The organism is Bartonella sp. CL71SXKL (genome assembly GCF_042194935.1).
Classification (GTDB): domain Bacteria; phylum Pseudomonadota; class Alphaproteobacteria; order Rhizobiales; family Rhizobiaceae; genus Bartonella.
On record NZ_JBHINI010000004.1, the window covers coordinates 113918 to 133476 of the forward strand.

11 protein-coding genes and 1 pseudogene are annotated in these 19559 nt (G+C 37.3%); 3 read left to right on the forward strand and 9 right to left on the reverse strand.

The features are described from left to right. Positions 1 to 210: 210 nt before the first annotated feature. Positions 211 to 795, forward strand: coding sequence for a CarD family transcriptional regulator (locus tag ACFILA_RS03500; RefSeq protein ID WP_273790499.1), 585 nt, complete (start codon positions 211 to 213; stop codon positions 793 to 795). Positions 796 to 1699: 904 nt separating this feature from the next. Here ACFILA_RS03500 and ACFILA_RS03505 read toward each other — a convergent pair. Beyond that, positions 1700 to 2418, reverse strand: a pseudogene (locus ACFILA_RS03505) (tyrosine-type recombinase/integrase); the annotation flags it as partial. Between the two features lie 1626 nt (positions 2419 to 4044). Then, the gene (gene rpmF, locus ACFILA_RS03510; RefSeq protein ID WP_005774555.1) at positions 4045 to 4224 is read right to left on the reverse strand and encodes a 50S ribosomal protein L32; all 180 of its coding nucleotides are present in this window, start codon (positions 4222 to 4224) and stop codon (positions 4045 to 4047) included. Positions 4225 to 4649: 425 nt separating this feature from the next. Between rpmF and ACFILA_RS03515 the strand changes: the two genes are divergently transcribed. Beyond that, positions 4650 to 5552, forward strand: a complete 903-nt coding sequence (locus ACFILA_RS03515; protein ID WP_273790503.1) for a polyprenyl synthetase family protein — start codon at positions 4650 to 4652, stop codon at positions 5550 to 5552. Positions 5553 to 7230: 1678 nt separating this feature from the next. Here ACFILA_RS03515 and ACFILA_RS03520 read toward each other — a convergent pair. From ACFILA_RS03520 to ispG, 3 genes are all read right to left on the reverse strand, one after another. After that, a complete protein-coding gene (locus ACFILA_RS03520; protein ID WP_375660669.1) occupies positions 7231 to 7773 on the reverse strand; it encodes a hypothetical protein in 543 nt (180 codons plus the stop codon). An 869-nt stretch (positions 7774 to 8642) separates the two neighbouring features. After that, on the reverse strand, positions 8643 to 9794 hold the full coding sequence (locus ACFILA_RS03525; protein ID WP_375660670.1) for an MFS transporter: 1152 nt from the start codon (positions 9792 to 9794) through the stop codon (positions 8643 to 8645). A gap of 499 nt (positions 9795 to 10293) precedes the next feature. Continuing rightward, positions 10294 to 11535, reverse strand: a complete 1242-nt coding sequence (gene ispG, locus ACFILA_RS03530) for a flavodoxin-dependent (E)-4-hydroxy-3-methylbut-2-enyl-diphosphate synthase (protein ID WP_273790506.1) — start codon at positions 11533 to 11535, stop codon at positions 10294 to 10296. 849 nt (positions 11536 to 12384) lie between these two features. Between ispG and ACFILA_RS03535 the strand changes: the two genes are divergently transcribed. Continuing rightward, positions 12385 to 12669: a hypothetical protein gene (locus ACFILA_RS03535; protein ID WP_273790507.1), complete on the forward strand. Its 285-nt coding sequence runs from the start codon at positions 12385 to 12387 to the stop codon at positions 12667 to 12669. Positions 12670 to 14716: 2047 nt separating this feature from the next. Here ACFILA_RS03535 and ACFILA_RS03540 read toward each other — a convergent pair. The 4 genes from ACFILA_RS03540 to atpD form a co-directional block, all read right to left on the reverse strand. Then, positions 14717 to 15724 carry an HlyD family secretion protein gene (locus tag ACFILA_RS03540; protein WP_375630913.1) on the reverse strand — a complete coding sequence of 336 codons (1008 nt, stop codon included), beginning with the start codon at positions 15722 to 15724 and terminating at the stop codon, positions 14717 to 14719. A gap of 31 nt (positions 15725 to 15755) precedes the next feature. Then, complete coding sequence (locus ACFILA_RS03545; protein ID WP_273790509.1) at positions 15756 to 17384, reverse strand: MFS transporter; 1629 nt, start codon at positions 17382 to 17384, stop codon at positions 15756 to 15758. A 23-nt stretch (positions 17385 to 17407) separates the two neighbouring features. After that, positions 17408 to 17824 (reverse strand): ATP synthase F1 subunit epsilon, encoded by a 417-nt coding sequence (gene atpC, locus ACFILA_RS03550; protein ID WP_273790510.1) that lies wholly within the window; start codon positions 17822 to 17824, stop codon positions 17408 to 17410. Between the two features lie 108 nt (positions 17825 to 17932). Further along, the gene (atpD, locus tag ACFILA_RS03555) at positions 17933 to 19558 is read right to left on the reverse strand and encodes a F0F1 ATP synthase subunit beta (protein WP_273790511.1); all 1626 of its coding nucleotides are present in this window, start codon (positions 19556 to 19558) and stop codon (positions 17933 to 17935) included. Position 19559 lies beyond the last annotated feature (1 nt).

Consider the following 19559-nt stretch of genomic DNA (forward strand, 5'->3'; position numbering starts at 1 on the left):
TTGATGTTAGTGTTATTTTAACATGATCATCTTTCTAAGTATTTTTCTTTGCTTTTTACAGTAAAGCAATGTATTTTTTTTGGATTTAAAAGTACTCGGCTTTTATGCTCACTTAATTGGTACAATATACTTGGTTAAAGAAAACTCAACCCTCAGGTTTATAACCTGTTTTCCGATACATTTGTTGATCATAAGGGAGTAAACTAAAATATGGCATCCCAACATGGAACGTCTTCCAAGACCAAAGAATTTGCAACCTCTGAATATATCGTCTACCCTACACATGGAGTAGGACAAATTATAGCGATTGAAGATCAAGAAGTTGCAGGACATAAATTGAAACTTTTTGTCATTCATTTCGCGAAAGATAAGATGGATGTCAAAGTCCCCATTGCAAAAGCCCTTTCCGTTGGAATGCGTAAATTATCTGCTAGTGACTCTGTCGAACGTGCCTTAAAAGTTTTACGTGGAAAAGCACGCGTTAAACGGACCATGTGGTCACGTCGTGCACAAGAATATGATGCCAAAATCAACTCAGGAGATCTTATTTGTATCGCCGAAGTGGTCCGTGATCTTTTCCGCTCTAATCTACAACCTGAACAATCTTACTCTGAGCGCCAACTTTATACAGCTGCTCTTGAAAGAATGGCCCGCGAAATTGCGGTTATTAATAGTCTTTCTGAAACAGAAGCTATCAATCTCATAGAGATGCATCTCTCCAACAAGCCGGAACGCGAGTTTAAAACTGAGAGAGAAGAAACAGATGAAAACAGTAAAGCTGTCTACGCTGCATAATACACTCTCTCATCATAATGATGATATTTCGATAAAACCAGCGAAAAGCTGGTTTTATTTTTTAACATCCTCTCTGCCCTTAAGGACAAAGTTTCTTAACCAGCGCCAATCTATAAACAATCTAACTTTTCGACAAATTCCTCCTTATTTTCTTTCTTCATAGATAACAAACTGATTAATCATCATAATCTAGCATTATTCATATTAAATTAGAATCTTGAATATGGTAAGATTACTCATTTCAAATTGCTCTCATGTTGAATTAATCAAATCACTTGCTTGTCAATCATAAGCGAGGCTGATCTGTGGGTAAAAACTGTACAAAAAGAGCAAGACACTGTCTCAAGCACCAAAGGATATACCAACATTGGAATCTGGCAAAATGTGTAAGGCAGCAGGCTTGCTTTTTCATGAAGCGTAAAGATCATAGTGCCGTTTATACACTACACCGAGACTTTACCATTTACCCTTCTACAAAACCATTATAACATTCAAAAACGCCGTCATAAAATGGATGCCACAAATATTGAAAAATATTCCTTTTAAAAAACGCGTGACGGTACAACATAAGCATATTTTGTCGTGGGCGCTCTATTTTGCATGAGAAGCATTCCCCCATTAAAGAACGCGATAAAAAAAACATGAACTAAAACCATCATCTCCATTCTGTAAAAAGCATTCCAAATACTTTTGAAAGCAGTAAAGCTCACTTAAAAAATAACAATAAAAATGAACGTTAGCATTGCCCTTTCAATTTTATATTTTTCCCAAATGAGGTTATATTCTCATTTCAGAGATTACGAGATATACGCAATATTCTTACTCCAATCGGACACATAAAATCTAGAATGATTCATAGAACTCTTAAAAGTCTCAATCTCTGTTTCAAACAAACCGCTAAAGATTGGATATTCTCAGCAGGAATTGTCCAGATATCATCTTCAATCTGATCTTCACGAATATGACGCAAAGGATTAGTATGAACGCCTGTCAGGATAAGCAAACGCAAAGCCAGTTGTGTTATGTTTTGTGTTTTACAGAGTAACTGATAAAAAACCGGCACATCTCTCCAATCCATAGCTGGTCTATTTTACGTTTTATGACGTTGCTTCCTTAAGAGCGCGCATGCTTTTATCGTTGCTTGTAAATCAACATCAAAACCCAAGGCAACCGTATGTTTAAGACAAAGATTAAGACGCTTCAGTGCTGTCTGAGCTGTTCCAGCTTTTGCATGCCAAATGGGAGAAAGCGTATTGCGTATCTCAGTTTGCGTAATCTCTGAAACGGGCAGACAGCCTAATTTAGGGAGAATATGGAGGCGTAAGTGTAAAAACCAATCACACGCCTCACCATCATTTTTTAATTCAGCTTTACGGCTTTCAAAAGCATCTAAAGCAATATTTTTTAAATAATGGAGATTGCGCATTGCCTCACGCTTTTGTTTCTCACGTTCTTTAATGGGATCACGCCCCTCACGTAAAACAGCCCGCCACCCAGTTGCCAATTACGGGCTTGTTTTAAAGAAACATCTCTCAAGGCACCCAAGCCCATTTCGCAGCCCCCGGAAAGGTATAACGGTAAATCCATTGACCACCCCCATCTCTTACGTTTGTGAAGAAGCAAGCCGGCACCATCGTTATATTTGTCAGCTCGTGGGTGTTGTGCTACAGCCCTTGGCTCTTAAGACAATTCATAAGAGTCCTTTCTTATACAAATTTTATCCACACACTCATCCCGCTTGTGACGTGCAAACGAGTGGTTTTGATTGATTCTAGATAGAGAGATTTGAAATGAGTGAATCTTACGTTATTCGGGGTTCTAATTCAATATGAAAACAGTGAATTATATATATAAATCAATGTGTTGTCTAGTAATGAACAGATAACAAAAAAAATCATAAACTTAGGTAAGCACCACCATAAAATCACTCATAAACCAGCTATGAACTGGAGAGTCGTACCGGCTTTGATAAAATACTTTGCTCATCCCCATACACAACACATTTGGTTTTAAGTTTACTTATTTTTACAAGCTGTTCGCAACAAATCCCTTATATTCACAAAAATAAGAAAAATATATGGACAATTCTTAGTTCAAAAATATGAAAAGACAGCGTGATATTCATAGAAAAGTCTCATGTACCTTTATCAATCAAAAGCACTAAAGATCATTGAATGTGTACACCTTCTGTCTTGTAACGGTTGTCTCTTTTCTGCTCATAAGAAAGCACGCTGGCATCAGCATACACTTAATCCCAATGTTACAACAATTCTTACATTTGAAAGTATTCATTATAGACATTTTTTCCTTTTTTATAGAGTTTTTACTCACATACCATCCCCACTTGTGACCGAAAAGCAAGTGATTGTCATTGATTCAACATGAGAGAAATTTGAAATGAGAAAATCCTACGATAGACCTTCCATTCAAGGCGCAAAACAACAAATGATCTTTATAAATCAATGTGATGTCGATCTCTATTTTTTAAGGAGAATCACATGTCACAATATAAGCCTATAGACAACCATTGCCTTAAATATTCTCATAAAAAACACCGATATGCTTAAAGCCTTACATAGATCAACTGCCTTAAACGATGATATTTTACGGTCTAATAGGATTCTCTCTATAATCAATAAAGATTAAGTGCGATACAAAATGATTCTATTACTGAGCTAACTTATATCAATACCCAAGCTCTTAACGAAGTCATCATAAAAGACACTGATACAAGTAGCCCTTTATAGCCTCTCAAGAAAACAAGAAAATCATCTCCCACAATAGAATCATTTCTCTACGGCAAAACTTTATCCCACATATGTTCCCAAGAAAAAGCGAAAAACGCATCTTACCCAATGCATTCACTAATGAATCAAGAGAAACTTACCACTGGAAAAGAAAGAAAACGCTAAAGTTTTAACCTCTAAAACAGAACGTCCACGATACATTCCCTGTTCCACATCGATAGCAGACGATGCAAGAGAACCTCAACATTCATCTTAAAGCGAAAATGCACGCCCCAAGCGTGCATTGATCGATGAAATAAAAGAAGTTCACCACTGGAAAAGAAAGAAAACGCTAAAGTTTTAACCACTAAAACAGAACGTCCACGATACATCCCCTGTTCCACATCGATAGAAGACGATACAAGGGAACCTCAACATTCATCTTAAAGCGAAAATGCACGCCCCAAGCGTGCATTGATCGATGAAATAAAAGAAGTTCACCACTGGAAAAGAAAGAAAACGCTCAGTCTTTAACCACTAAAACGGAACGCCCACGATACATTCCCGTTTTCAAATCAATGTGATGAGGACGACGTAATTCACCAGAATTTTTATCTTCGATATAAGTCGGCGCCTTCAGAGCATCAGCCGAACGGCGCATGCCCCTCTTCGCTGGAGAGGTTTTTCGTTTAGGTACAGCCATAAAAAGACACTCCAAATCCATTAAAACAGAAAAAGCAATGTCAAAAATGACAATGCTTCATTTAAAAACACCATAAAATTTTAAGATATTATACACTGATAAAAAAGAAGAGGCAATGTCAAAATGATCCTCCTCTTACTAAAAATGACCTTCTTGTTATCAAAAATGGTGTCACAATAATCAAAGGAATATCAAAAACACTGCAAAATTTGAGAATTTTATACACCAATGAAAGCTTTTTTATAAGACCTTCATTCAATTTTTATTTGGTTTAAAAAGGGATTTGCGCATACAGTAGAGATACGGATAAAAAGAGAAGTTGATTTTTAATAAAAAACGACGCCAATTTATGAAAACAAGAAAAAGCGACAACCTTTCTCTTTAAACTTCATAATTTCATTTTTGTAAAAACAAAGGAAGCAAGAATGCACGAATTTACCACCCTTCTTGCAAAACATAGAGACACCGTTGAAAAGCGGCTTGATACCCTGTTAAGTGATCAAATCCAAAATGGTGAAATTTCACGCCCTAAAAACTTAATCAAAGCCATGCGTTATGGTGTGCTGAACGGTGGAAAACGCTTGCGTCCTTTTCTTGTAATTCAAAGTGCTGCACTTTTTGATGTCCCTGTAGAACATTCTCTTGATGTTGCATGTGCCTTAGAATGTATCCATTGTTATTCGCTCATTCATGATGATCTTCCCGCTATGGATAACGATATACTCCGGCGTGGAAAACCCACTGTCCATGTAGCATTTGATGAAGCAACAGCAATTCTAGCAGGCAATGCCCTCTTAACATTTGCCTTTGAAATTATTGCTCATAAAGCTAGTATTTTATCTACAGATATTAGAATCAAGCTGATCACGTCTCTTGCACAATCGGCAGGGCTTGGCGGTATGTTAGGTGGACAAATGCTGGACCTTGAAGCTGAAAAAAGACCGCAAGAAAGTACTGACATTATCACTCTACAACACATGAAAACAGCAGCCCTGATAAGCTTTGCTTGCCAAGCAGGTGCCATCATTGGCAATGCATCTAAAGAATTAACTGAAAAGCTTACTGATTTTGGTACCTATCTTGGTTTAGCCTTTCAATTAACCGATGACCTTCTTGATGTCACCGCCAACACGCAAACCCTAGGAAAAACGGCTGGGAAAGATGAAACGGCACAAAAAGCCACTTTTGTTCATCTTTACGGCATTAAAGAAACCCAAAAAAAGCGAGATACACTCATCAGTAAAGCAGAAGCATTCTTACATCCTTTTGGCGCTAAAGCACTCCCCCTCCAACAAGCAGCACACTTTAGTGCAATACGCCAAAATTAAACTTCATCCGCCATATTGTACATAGTGTACACCATCATATTTATTGAATGCATAATAGACTTTTCAAAGAAACGTTACCATTAATCTCCATTATAGTCCTTATCATGAAATGGGTGCGACAAATCTTAAGAAGAATTTCATTAAAACAAGCCGCGTGAATTTATAACACAAATGCATTCTGGGTATCCTATTTTGCATGAAAAATGCCTTCCATTAAAGAATGAAAGAAAATGTGAAACAATGCGCAATCACTATGCTTTAAAAGATATTACCGTAGATGCTTTAAAGCCAAATAAAAAACGACCGAAAGAGGAAAACTCGTTTTCTCCTTTATGTCTTTAATCTTCTAACGATAAGGCAAAAAATAAACAGAATAAGTATAAAACAAGGCATTTTATAAACCCGTAAAAAACAATAAAAGAAGTACAATGCTCTAAGTAAATGCCCTCAGTAGAGAATCGTAATTTTTATGCCTTTCCACGCTATCTTGTTGTAGAAGATCAAATATGGTTATATTCTGTAAATTCACTCGTGTATTGCTTGCTCTCTAAAAACACTTTTACAAAAGTGCTCGTTGTTTAGTTTAAGCATCATTTTTTTGAAGCTCGTATTTAAAATATCAGAAAAAAATGAACATAATGGCTATTTTGATTTTTATGCCACCCTCAAAGAACAAAGTCTTTTAACCTAATCTGCTCTGTAAACAGTCTAGTTTCCTACCGAGTAGGTTTCTCTCGCTTTCTACGCATGCGATTCACTTAAACTAAAGACGCAATAAACAAGACTTAAGAATATTCACCATGCACTTCTTAAAATACTTAATGTATCAAACAGGATACCTTCACAACCCCTCAAATGACAGTATGTTACGGCATAACAGGATAAATAAAACCACTAATTTCAATAGAACGAAAAACCAAAGCAGTATTATTACCGATCTCTCTTTTCTTAGCAAGAAAGATATAACACATTGATTTATAATGATAATTCGTGGTTGTTCAACTTGAATAAGAACCCTGAATATCATAAGATTCTCTCATTTCAAATCTGTGTATGTTAAATCAATCAAAATCACTTGCTTGCACGTCACAAGCGGGAAAAGCCGTGTGGGGCAAAACATCAAAGAAAAGACTAAAAAATGCCTCTTATGAACCGTCTTAAAAACCAAGGGCTGTCGCAACATTGGGAGCTAGCAAAGTGATGATTGTGTCGGCATGCTCCTTCAAAAGCAGAAACATTTTTATTTACAAAAGTGTGTAATAACTTCAATTGAATAATAATCATGATCACTGTACAACTTTAATTCGTCACACTCTTTATCTCGTTTATTCAATTCATCGCATAAAAAGAGAATTGATAAGATTAAACAGAGAATGATCATTGCAACAGAAAGATAAAGAAAATCCTTATTATTATATATAATAGCGCAATCTAATTTGTGATAAGTAGTTTTTTCAATCCAAGTGCAAATTTCCTCCTTCAAGTGAAATTTTCTTATTAAAATGAAGAGCATCATTGTAAGTGAGCCTATACCTGTTGTAAAAGCTGGAAAATATGTCCACCTTTTGAAGCCATAATAAAAAAACATGCAACATGGCCAAGAAAATGCCGCGATTATCAAGAGTATTATAGCCATTTAATATCCTTCGAGAGAATTTTACCCATTACCCATTAAATGTCATTTGTAAATTCTTCTTGGTTTCATCATGTCATATATCGTGTTTAGCTCTATGCAAAAACGCGCTATTTGTTTAGTATTGTCATCATGACCAGCTCTCATACTAGACACAAGGTCAATAATTTGTATTGTTGGGCTAATACCATTTCCACTTGAAGAATTAAGAAATTTTTTCGCATAATCAATCATGGGGTCGGTAGAATTCATAGACATATTATAAGCCCAGATAAAATCGCTTTCTCTCCAATTATAGTCATTACGCAAACTGCTTATGACATTGGGTAGCATTGCCCATGACATCTCCTCATTATAATCACCGCGCAATAAATTAACAAAACGTCCACATAAAACAATCAGTATGTGACGATGCCATATAATATCAAATTTGGGCGCTATATTCTGATAGCCACGGCTATAGACGAAATTTCTTGCTTGTTCCTGCTTTTGAAAATGTTCAAAAACCTCGTATTTTTCACTTATATATTCTTCGTAAAGGTTATTGTACTGCTCTAGACTATCTACGCGCGTACATCCCAACAACACGGATACAAAAAAAAAGAGTTATAAATGTTACAATATGCGTTATGGATAACGATTTCACCGCTTTATCTTTTAATAACTACAATTTGTACAGCCTAACAGATTCCTATCAAATATATCAATATGTGCTGGTTTCTTGTGGCTTATTTATAGCAAATTGTACTCAACAATATTTCTGTACTTGATTTTATTCCCTCTCAAAGAGGGGGCTGTCATTCAAAGTTTCCATAGATAAGTTTACTATCTAGATTAAGAGTATTTTCTAACATCAGAAAATACAGAGCTAACGCCACAATCAAAGAGAAAATACTAAAAAATGAGCTATAATGAGAATGAAAGATGTAAGAAAATATCTCAACAAGATGATTGATATTTTAAAGGAGGCAATGGTAAAATCCGCTAAATATACTAACAATAAAATAGATCATCAAAATATCAAAATCGATCATAAGGGAATTCTTATGAGGACAGGCTATAAATTGTCCAACTGTTTAAATTAGCTCTAATGAGATAAAGTGTTACCAGCAAGGAACCAATGAAAATGGGGAAAACTGCTCCATCACCATTCCTTAATAAGCATATAATTCAGCACAATCATTTTCTTTATCAGCGTCCAATCTTATCAGCAACTCTTGGCGCAATATTCATGAGCAGCATTTTTATTTCCTTTTTAACGATTATTATGCCACGCCTACTTATAAGGACAAGCGGATGACTTTGATTGCTTCAACATACATAGATTTTAAATAAGAGTAACTGACACTATTCAGCTTTCTCATTCAACATGCAAAAACAACGATGTGCCTTAATAAATAAAAGCCTTGCCCCACTATGAAACCCTATAAAACACGTATCGTAATAAGTTAATATTTTCACTGAACTTTTTTGAGAGTTCCTTCTAAAAAAAATACCGCCAACAAGTAAATCAATAAATAAATAGCAAAAATATAAACGAGTGAGAAAAAGCCAAATATATTGACCATATACGCACTCATGTAAAAAAATACCAATAAGCTAAATCTCCCAACGGTTGACAAGAAAGATTCATATGTAGCCCTGAAATGATCACTAATACTATCATGCAAAACAACTTCTACACAAAGATATGTATACTTAATGAGATAAAAAATCATACAGACTAAAATGACAGCAATTTCTTTTCTTGGTTCAAAGAAAGCAATGGTAAAAATCAGTGAAGCCGAAAGAAACAACAGTAAAATAAAGTTCATTCTTTCACTTAGTTTTGTAAAGAGAAAACTAGCCAAGAGCTGAGAAAACAATATCAATGAAAATGTCACACCAAGATCAAAATAAGTGACATTAATATTATGATCTTTAAATATCCACTGCCAATATTGCGAGAATATATTGAAAAAAATCAATGAAAAATAAAAGCATAAAGAGATATAAGGAACTTTAATAAAAATAGATAACATCTCCTTAGCTTCACAAATGAGAGAATTCGCTTTATTTGGTTTTTTCTCCCCCTTCAAGTCATCAAGAAAAAACAAACCAAATAGTGTTGTCATCAACATTAAAAACGCCGCGATATACCATATATATTGGCTAGAATAATCAGCAAAATATGCCCCGATTAAACTGAATATAAACATGCCGATGTAATTATATTGAGAGCTGGAACCAAGCACTTTTTTAGTGGATGTCACTTTTGCTTTTGCATATTGAACAAGTAAAGCATTATAAGCCCCAGCAATTAATGTTAGCGATAAGGCATTAAAAGTTTCTGCCAAAAGAAAACCATAAAAGCTTGTAGAAAATCCCATGAGAAAGAGCCATGTAGCAGCAAAAGCAGCTGCCAAAACGATCGATATTTTATAACTTTTTCGATCAGCAAAATATCCCAGAGGAATATCGGTAACCATCATAATAAAAGCCTGAAACGACTTAATGACACCTATATCAATAAGCGTTAAGCCTTTTTCAAGCATATAAAAGACAATAAAGGCGCCAGTTAAAATCCTTATACCATTAAATAAAAAGCCAAACGCTAATATACTTGTCATGCATTCCCCCAATAACGCCCAAAAAGGCACCCGTATACATCATTTTATATCAATATAAAAGCTTACATTTTACGACAAATAGGACTATAATCGCTATAAGGATTTCCAATCCTATCAATTTGATACCCCAAAAAATGCTGGGAAAATGCCTGAAAAATCAATAAACAATGTTCTTTCTATAATTTGATATTTGAAGAATCCGTTAAATATTTTACTGTCTCAAGAGCAGCCAAAAAACCAGCAACAACATTTACGGATCTATTAAAGTATTCATATCGTTTTGTTTAATAGTCTTAACACACTTAAACTCATTAATATCCTTCATAAGCTTCTGATTCTAAAACAGGTATATCATCTGGTTTTACCTAAAATAATAAGCAACCAACAACAGTATTGACCATAGCTAAAGCAGCATACAACAGCACCCTCTTCACATTGAAGACAGCTTGTTTTAAAAAACGACACACCATTTTTACTTCAGCCTTATGCGATTTTTACCTCAACCTTGCCCAAAGCGTGTATGAATATAATCACTCAAAAGTGCTTCAAATTCTTCAGCAATGTGATCACCCCGCAAAGTTTTTACCTTTTGTCCCTCAATGAAAACAGGTGCCGCAGGACTTTCCCCCACTCCAGGCAAAGAGATTCCAATATCCGCATGCTTTGACTCCCCCGGTCCATTGACGATACATCCCATCACAGCAACCTTCAAGCTTTCAACGCCAGGGTATTTTTCACGCCAAATAGGCATATTTTTGTATAAATCTGCTTCAATTTTTTGCGCCAATTGTTGAAAGACCGTTGAGGTTGTGCGCCCACAACCAGGACAAGCCGCAACAACAGGCAAAAATTGCCGAAACCCCATCACTTGCAAAAGTTCTTGCCCCACCTTTACTTCTCGTGTCCGATCACCACCAGGTTTTGGCGTTAAGGAAATTCGTATCGTATCGCCAATCCCTTGCTGTAATAAAATGCCCAAAGCCACCGAAGAAGCAACAACGCCCTTTGTTCCCATCCCAGCTTCCGTTAATCCCAAATGAAGAGCATAATCACAACGCGCCGCTAAGGTGGTATAAACAGCAATAAGATCTTGGACGTCACTCACTTTAGCAGAAAGAATAATTTTATCACGTCCCAACCCCATCTCTTCAGCGCAAAGAGCCGATTGCAAAGCCGACTGCACAACAGTTTCCCGCATCACTTCAGCAACCGATAAAGGATTTTCTTGCTGTGCATTTTCATCCATAAGCCGTGTTAACAATGCATTATCAAGAGAGCCCCAATTCACGCCAATGCGAATAGGTTTATGATACCGACAAGCAATCTCAATAATTTCTGCAAATTGACGATCTTTTTTTGCGCCAAAACCAACATTTCCAGGATTGATGCGATATTTTGCAAGCGCCTCAGCACACGCAGGATGCTCAGATAAAAGCTTATGACCAATATAATGAAAATCCCCAACCAATGGTACAAAAAATCCTAACCTCTCCAATCGCTCCCGTATTTTTGGTACAGCAGCCGCCGCTTCATCGCGATCAACAGTAATTCGAACCAATTGTGAACCAGCTTGCCAAAGAGCAGCCACTTGAGCAACAGTTGCATCAACATCAGCGGTATCTGTATTGGTCATTGACTGTACAACTATCGGGCTCTGCCCCCCAATGATCACATCACCAACAGCAACACCAACAGATCGACGACGCTCAAGTGGTTTAGATAAAAAATAGGTCGTATTCATCAAGTCCTCAAATTTTTAAAACCTGCGCTATCAATCATTACTTACATTGACTTCCTCCGCGCTTCAAAGGACGAAAATTACACCGCCCACCAATCTTAACAGATTGCTCTCAAAAGGTTCTACCTACTAACACTGATGCAATTCAACTCATAGGTGGATTCATTCTATAGACGCACCGGATAAGTTCTACTACTTCTGTTCAAGTTTATACTTCTACACTTGGTTGATTCAAAAAGAAACTGAAACCAAACAGAGACAATACTGTATTTTTAAGTTGCATGCCGATACCTTACATCAACGTCATCACAAAACAGTGTTTTACAACACAACAGATAACACCCATCAAAGCGCCATTTTTAAAATGCATGAAAGACATCGCCAAATTAATCCAACATATTGATTTATAATAATCTATTTTTTACAAATTTGAATGCTAAACCCAAATATCGTAAGATTTCCTCATTTTAAATCTTCTTAATTGAATCAATCAATACCACTCCCTACAGCCACAAGAGAATATGTAGATAAAAACTCCTTATAAACTATTTCAAGTGCCAAAAGATATCCCAACACTTTAAACAAACAAAAAAATGAAGACATCGCCCACCATCTTTATGATGAATCTTACACCATCTTGTAAAAATTTTTACCTTACATCCTTAACAAAAACCATCATGAAAAGAACTCGGACACATTAAAAAATGCCTCATTAAACTCAAACTCTTAATTTTCATCTCACCCACGCGCGGCATTATCAATGCAACTTTTCAATTTTCAAGCCGTTATAGCAAAACCCCAAACACAATTCCAACTGTCACGCAACAATTTAACACATGAAGGAGTCAATAAATGTGTCTATTTTCACCCCATAGAAAAAATGCTAAAATTAAAAAACGTATAGCACAATTAAAAAGAGAGCTGGTCCCCGTAAATCATTGGAGTTTTCAAAATGATAGCTTTGAAAACATTTCTGAGCTGTTTAACACATGGAAACAAAAAGGCCGTCACGCACTTTATCACCTCAACGAACATGCTACAGAATTAAAGAAAAAAGCGAAAGAAAATCCTAAAAAAACCCTCGCATTAGCAGCAGGAATTGTTTTAGTAAGCTTCTTGCTAATCCGTAAACATTAATAACGCAATCAATAACCTTCCCTTTTAATGCCCGATTCAAAGCGGGCATTTTTATGGTTTACAAAATATAAACTTTACGTCTTTCTCCTAACTTTACGCCCTCTCCCAAAAGGATAAGTTTTCCAGCCATCCAGCCAGTCTATAATCCAGCTTTTGTCTATCGGAAACCTATCAACGCATGCGATTCACATCACCACCCCTCAAAGGAAAACATTTCTAAAGGCAACAAACAAGCCCTACAACGAATGTGCTCCCCACACAAACACTTAACGCATCAAAAAGATGCCTGATACCACACCTAAAATGAGGATATTCACGGGACAATAAGATAACAACTCAAATATTCAATCCAAAACTTCCCCCAATTTCCCAGCCTTCCCAAAACTTCATTGTGTATATAGACTAAAAATAAAGAATTAATACTGGAAAAGCTTACACTTTTACTCTATACGCCCCCGATTGTCATTTTAATTGGGGAAAGGGGAGGATATTTTGATATTGAAAACCCACACTCCTCTCACTACCAGGTATTTTTTATAAAAAATACCTTTAGACAAAAGAAATGTTTCTCAACAACAATCATTGCATTTTCCTTTGAATTTCACACGAGCGTATTTGCAATAATTCTTCTATTTTTTTCCAACTCATTTTGCCAAAATATAGAACAGATTAAACAAGAAAAACAACAGCTTGCACATTTTAAAAATCCACTTGATGAAATAAAAAAACGACATGGTTTCTTAAATAAAACATCCGCAGCTCTTCAAAGAACATTCAAAAAGCAAAAGAGTCATGGCCTCCATCGCTCTAATTTTAGTCACTTTCAAAAATTGACAGGTATCAGCAGCAGCAAAAATACTGAAAAGAGGAAAGAAAAATTCTTATACTAAAGAGCCATTAAAAAACGCAAAATCAAAAGCCGCAGTTGATATTTTTGATGAACAAAAAGCCAAAACACAACATAGAACAAGCTATTTACGAAAAAGCGCGTGAAAAACAAAAAAACCATAAAACAGCTTATTGATCAACTTAAAAGTCCTAAAGATACTGATCAAATTCAGCCCATTCAAACACTCTACGCAGCCCTACAGATTCACGAATACGAGTTCTACAAATGAAAGCCTCGGCAATAACCCAACAAGGAAAAGAAGAATGTGAAGCGAAAGAATTTAGAAAACGACACAAAGATTATACCCAACCACTCTATAGTCATTAAACTAAAAAAAATTGTGAAAACGTACGAGTAGCTGATCATGAACTTGCCATAGAACGTCAGAAAAAGCTGAAGAGGAAGCTAAACGAAAAGCCGAATATGAAAATGGGAAGCTGAAGCTGAAAAACGGAGAGCTGAAAGTGAAGTTAGAGGACGAGCTAAACTTTAAGAATTACAGTGAACATAACAAGAGAATATTCGTAAAATATTTGGAACTGAAAAACAAAAAGAAAACGAAGGCATATTGACCTAGATAGATAACGATTTAGTCCCTTACAAAGACAAATAGACAACACCACACATCTTTCATCGGCTATATCTGCTCCGGTAACTACATTTTATACGCTCTATAGTGTGTCCCCATAAAGTACAATATTATGTATAAGCGTTTTTTAGCTAGATTATTGCGACAGTTTTCAAACTTAGCATCATTGTTATACACACAATACACATTGATAATAACAACACATCTGTCAGAGATAGATTTTTCAATGATCTGCCTCACATCATTGCAAATATCACATAAAGAGTACACTCAGATAAAAAGAAGAGCCTCCTTTCCACACCTCAAAAGATGATGTTGCTAGAAACGACAGGCAAAGCTTCCAATACTCCATCCCCCCCTACAGAGTTATTTCAAAAGAAATGGAAGTAAGTAAAGATGCATGCGCTTTAATATTCTAAGGCACATTATTTTACATCATGAAATAGAATAATAAGAAGCTTAAGAGCTTTAAAAGATGTAGTATAGCAAACCAAACGAAATCTTCTAACGTGAATATCCATTTGCTATAAGTAAATGACGCAAAAATTAAACTGAAAAAACCCAAAATTTTATCCTCCAGAATCGACTCGCTGCGAAGTATCTACATAGGTAACCACGGACATGCCAGGAATGAGTTTTTCAATCCCTTCCTGTCCAGGATCTAAAGCAATCCGTACTGAAATACGTTGCGCAATTTTGATAAAATTACCAATTGTCGTATCCGTTTTTAACAATGAAAACTCTGAGCCTGTAGCAGGTGCAAAACGAACCACACGCCCTGTTAACTTTTTGTTGTTCAATGCATCAACAGAAAAAACAACCGGTTGTCCCACACGCATCTGAGAAAGTTGCGTTTCCTTATAATTAGCAATAATCCAAATATCATCAGAAATAACAGAGACCAATTGTGTCCCCGGCATAACATATTGCCCTACCCGCGCTCCAACTAATCCAATATAGCCTGTTCGAGGAGATAAAATCTTTGTATGATCGAGATTAAGTTTTGCCAACTCAACACTCACCTTCGCTCCAGAAATTTCTGACTGTAAACTTTGCCGTTCAAGATCCAATTGTTTTTGCAATTGGCGTTTTGTTTCGAGAGCTGTCAAGAGTTGTGAAAGAGGACGAGAAACAGAACTTGCCGCATCACCAAAACCTAACTTTTTACTATCTGGAACAACATTGGAAAATGCTCGTGAACGCGCCAACTCCACCTCTGCTGTATTAATCTCGCCCTGCAAAAGCTGTGCTTGTAATTCAATACTTGCCAGTTTTGCATTTTTTGAATCGAGAACAGCCTGTGCCCGTGCAAGCTGCTGGCGAAAAAGAGAATCATCGAGCTCAAAGAGCAGCATTCCCTTTTCAACGCGTTGATAATCTTGCACATAAATCCGTGCAATCACCCCAGAGATCTGTGAACTAACCAGAGTAACATTGCCCTTAATGGAAGCATTATCGGTTATTTGAATGTTACTCACAAAAGGAGGAAGTCTCCAAGCCCACAAAATCAGCAAAACACCCGTAATACCCGATAGGAATGCAACAATCGTAGCTTTTGACCGTAATTTTTTTATCATTTTTTTGCACCCCTCTTTCTATGACATTACTCTACTTTTCTAATGCGCGCAAAGAGCATGACTTAACAATCATTGTGACAAGAAAAATAACGAATACAACCATTGAAATATAAAAATAAAGCCGAAAAACGTCATCATAAGCAAAAATATTTGCTGTTAACTTAAACTTCTCTATCAACATAGAAGTACCTTGCTCACTTCTCAAGCCATTGGGAACAGAAATACCATAAGAAGGCGAAAATAAAGTATTCATCTCACCAGAAATAAGTGGATCAGTAATAATAATATTTTGTGTTAAGGACTCAAAGTTTTTATGGGCAAAATAAAACTGTAGGCTGCCAAAAAAAGCCGACCCCATCAATCCCCCTGTCACTTGCGTTAACAAAAAAACAGCAATAAAACTTAAAACGTAACGCGGTCCTCGCTCACCAGCGATCACAAACCCTTTGAAAAGAGCAGGAGGCAAAAAAAGTGCATAACTAAAACTCACCAACCCTTGGCTCAACATCATATCTTTCGGACGCGTTAAATAGTTTACATGACTGTCTAAATAAGCTCCCAACGCCAAACAACCTAAAGATAACAAATAAAAATAATCCTCACGCCCCGCCCGTAAAAAAAAGACACAAACAGCCCCCCCTAACAGAATCCCTAATGTCACCGCAAGATACATGGGCGCCATCTCACGATTGAGCAAACCAAAAAGATTAAAAAACCCTACGGGCAAATTTGACCGCTCCAATAAAAAAACATGAAAGATCAATAAAATAAAAACAGATTGGATCATTTCTTTACTGAAAATCCAACGTAAATCAATCAACGGTTTTTCTCTATTAAGCTCAATAATAATAGCAATAGCCAACGAGAAAATAGCAAGTGCGAGCCCCCAACCAATCCATGGTGCTTCATACCACCAATACAATATGCCAACAGACATGATCACAGCATTTAATCCAAGACCAAGAGCAATCAAACCATAGCTTATCCAATCTAATTTTTGAATAACCTTACTACGCACAACAGGAGTAAGAGGCAAAGTATAGATACAGACCAAGCTGATAAGAACCAACCCCATTTCCAGAGCGGAAAGACTGGAAAAACCACCATTTTCCAGCAAATCAGGAGAAATCAAACGTGATAAAGGTGCCGCTAAAGCCGCATTCATATAATTCAAACTAAGACCAATAGTAAACTTCTTTGCTGGAGCAAAAGCCTCCATCATATAAAGCAGCGCAAGCGAAGCCAAAGGAGCAGCAGCAATCCCAGCAAAAAAGCGAATAATCAATGCAGAACGCAAATCCGTAACAAAGAGCTGCAACACGCAAACCAAAACAAAGCCAAGAATTGATAATTCAGCAAAAGCGCGTAGCCCAAATTGATAGCGGATTTTGATCAACATAATCGCTACACTCACATTTGGCGCCATATAGGCCGCTACCAGCCATGTCGTCTCGGCCAAAGTTGCATGAAAATCACCCGTAAGATGGACAATATTAGACTGAACAATATTAGCCCCTAAACCATAAGCCCATTGCAAAATAAGAGAAGCCAAAATATAAACAAAGCACTTTGGCAAAGGTCCCGCAAAGACACGACCAGGACGAGGAAAGGGTTTTGCGCTCCTTTTAGCAGACACAACCGTACTCTTTTTTCCGCTCATGTCACCTTTTCCTGTATACTCTGCTACGCTTCTATCAATACAGCACCATCAGCTGACAACTGCTGGAAAAAAGACTCTATTTTATGATTGTCCTCATCACTTGTCCCTCCTTCTAACGTCGCTTGAATCTGCAAAATCTGCTGTTCTAATGCATCAAAAGAAAGATTCTCTACAGCCACAACGTGCTCTACCAATAAAGAGCAGCCCGAAAAGGTAATATTTGCAACGCCCCCGCATACAGCAAATAATTTTTCACCCAAAGAGGTGCGAACACGAACACTACCCAACACAATACTTGCCACCAATGGCGCATGATGCGCCATAACTGTCAAATAACCTGAGGCTGAAGGAAGAACAACAGACACTACCTGCTCTGAAAACACAATTTTTTCAGGCGATACAAGCTCAAATAAAAAATGCTCTTCTCTATTGTTTTCCACAAAAGTCTCCACAATACCCGATATAAGGACTCTCTGTTTTCTTCAACGATGCGTCCTTTTTAACGAAAAATACCCATGACAGTTTTTTCTTGAATAAGAAGCTTCTTACTAAGAAGCCTCTGCCATGAGACGCTTTCCTTTTTCAAGTGCTTCATCAATCGAACCAACCATATAAAAAGCAGCTTCTGGCAAATCATCATAATCGCCAGCACAAAGACCTTTAAAGCCTTTGATTGTCTCTTCTAAAGGAACGAGTTTCCCCGGCGAACCAGTAAAGGCTTCCGCAACATGGAAAGGTTGTGAAAGGAAACGTTCAATTTTACGCGCCCGCCCCACCAGCAACTTGTCATCTTCAGAAAGTTCATCCATTCCAAGAATAGCAATAATATCCTGAAGCGCTCTATAACGTTGTAAAATGGTTTGTACTTGACAAGCAACTGTGTAATGCTCTTCCCCCACAATCAATGGATCCAACATACGTGAAAAAGAGTCAAGCGGATCAACCGCCGGATAAATTCCCTTTTCCGCAATAGAGCGCGAAAGCACAGTTGTTGCATCCAAATGAGCAAAAGACGCTGCAGGCGCCGGATCCGTCAAGTCATCTGCCGGAACATAAATTGCCTGAACGGAAGTAATAGAGCCTGTTTTTGTACTGGTAATACGTTCTTGCAACGCCCCCATATCCGTTGCCAAGGTAGGCTGATACCCAACAGCAGAAGGAATACGCCCTAAAAGAGCAGATACCTCAGCTCCTGCTTGCGTGAAACGGAAAATATTATCCACAAAGAAGAGAACATCTTGTCCTTCATCACGGAAACTTTCTGCAATTGTCAATCCTGAAAGAGCCACACGCGCACGTGCTCCTGGTGGTTCATTCATTTGCCCGTAAACAAGGGCACACTTTGACCCTTCCGTTGAACCATTATTCTCTTTTGGATTCACATTCACGCGGCTTTCGATCATTTCATAATAAAGATCATTTCCTTCACGTGTACGTTCTCCCACACCAGCAAATACAGAATAGCCACCATGTGCCTTTGCAATATTGTTTATAAGCTCCATAATGAGAACGGTTTTTCCAACACCAGCACCACCAAACAAGCCAATTTTACCCCCTTTAGAATAAGGGGCTAACAAATCCACGACTTTAATACCGGTGACGAGAATTTCCGAAACAGTCGATTGCTCAACATATTCAGGTGCCTCTTGGTGAATAGAACGTGTTTTGGTTGAAGCGATTGGTCCCACATTATCCACCGGTTCCCCAATCACATTCATAATACGTCCCAACGTTGCTTCTCCTACAGGAACGCTAATTTGTGTGCCTGTATCCACAACCTTTTGGCCCCGCATCAAACCATCAGTCGTATCCATAGCAATCGTACGCACGGTATTTTCACCCAAATGCTGCGCAACTTCTAATACCAAGCGATTACCTAAATTCTCTGTTTCCAAAGCGTTGAGAATATTTGGCAATGCACCTTCAAATTGCACATCAACGACAGCACCAATAATCTGCTTGATTTCACCAACAGCGCCTTTTGCACGCTCTTCTTTTTTTGCGGATGTATCTTTTTTTACAGGTGTATCTTTAGCTGCATCACGCGCAGGTACAGAGGAAGCCTTTACATCCACTTGAGATTTCGAAGCGGCTTTTTTCACGCTGGAACGAGCAGCTGGTTTCTTTTTTTCACCTTTTTCTGTTCCTTTGCTTGAGGTTACTGCTTTTACCATC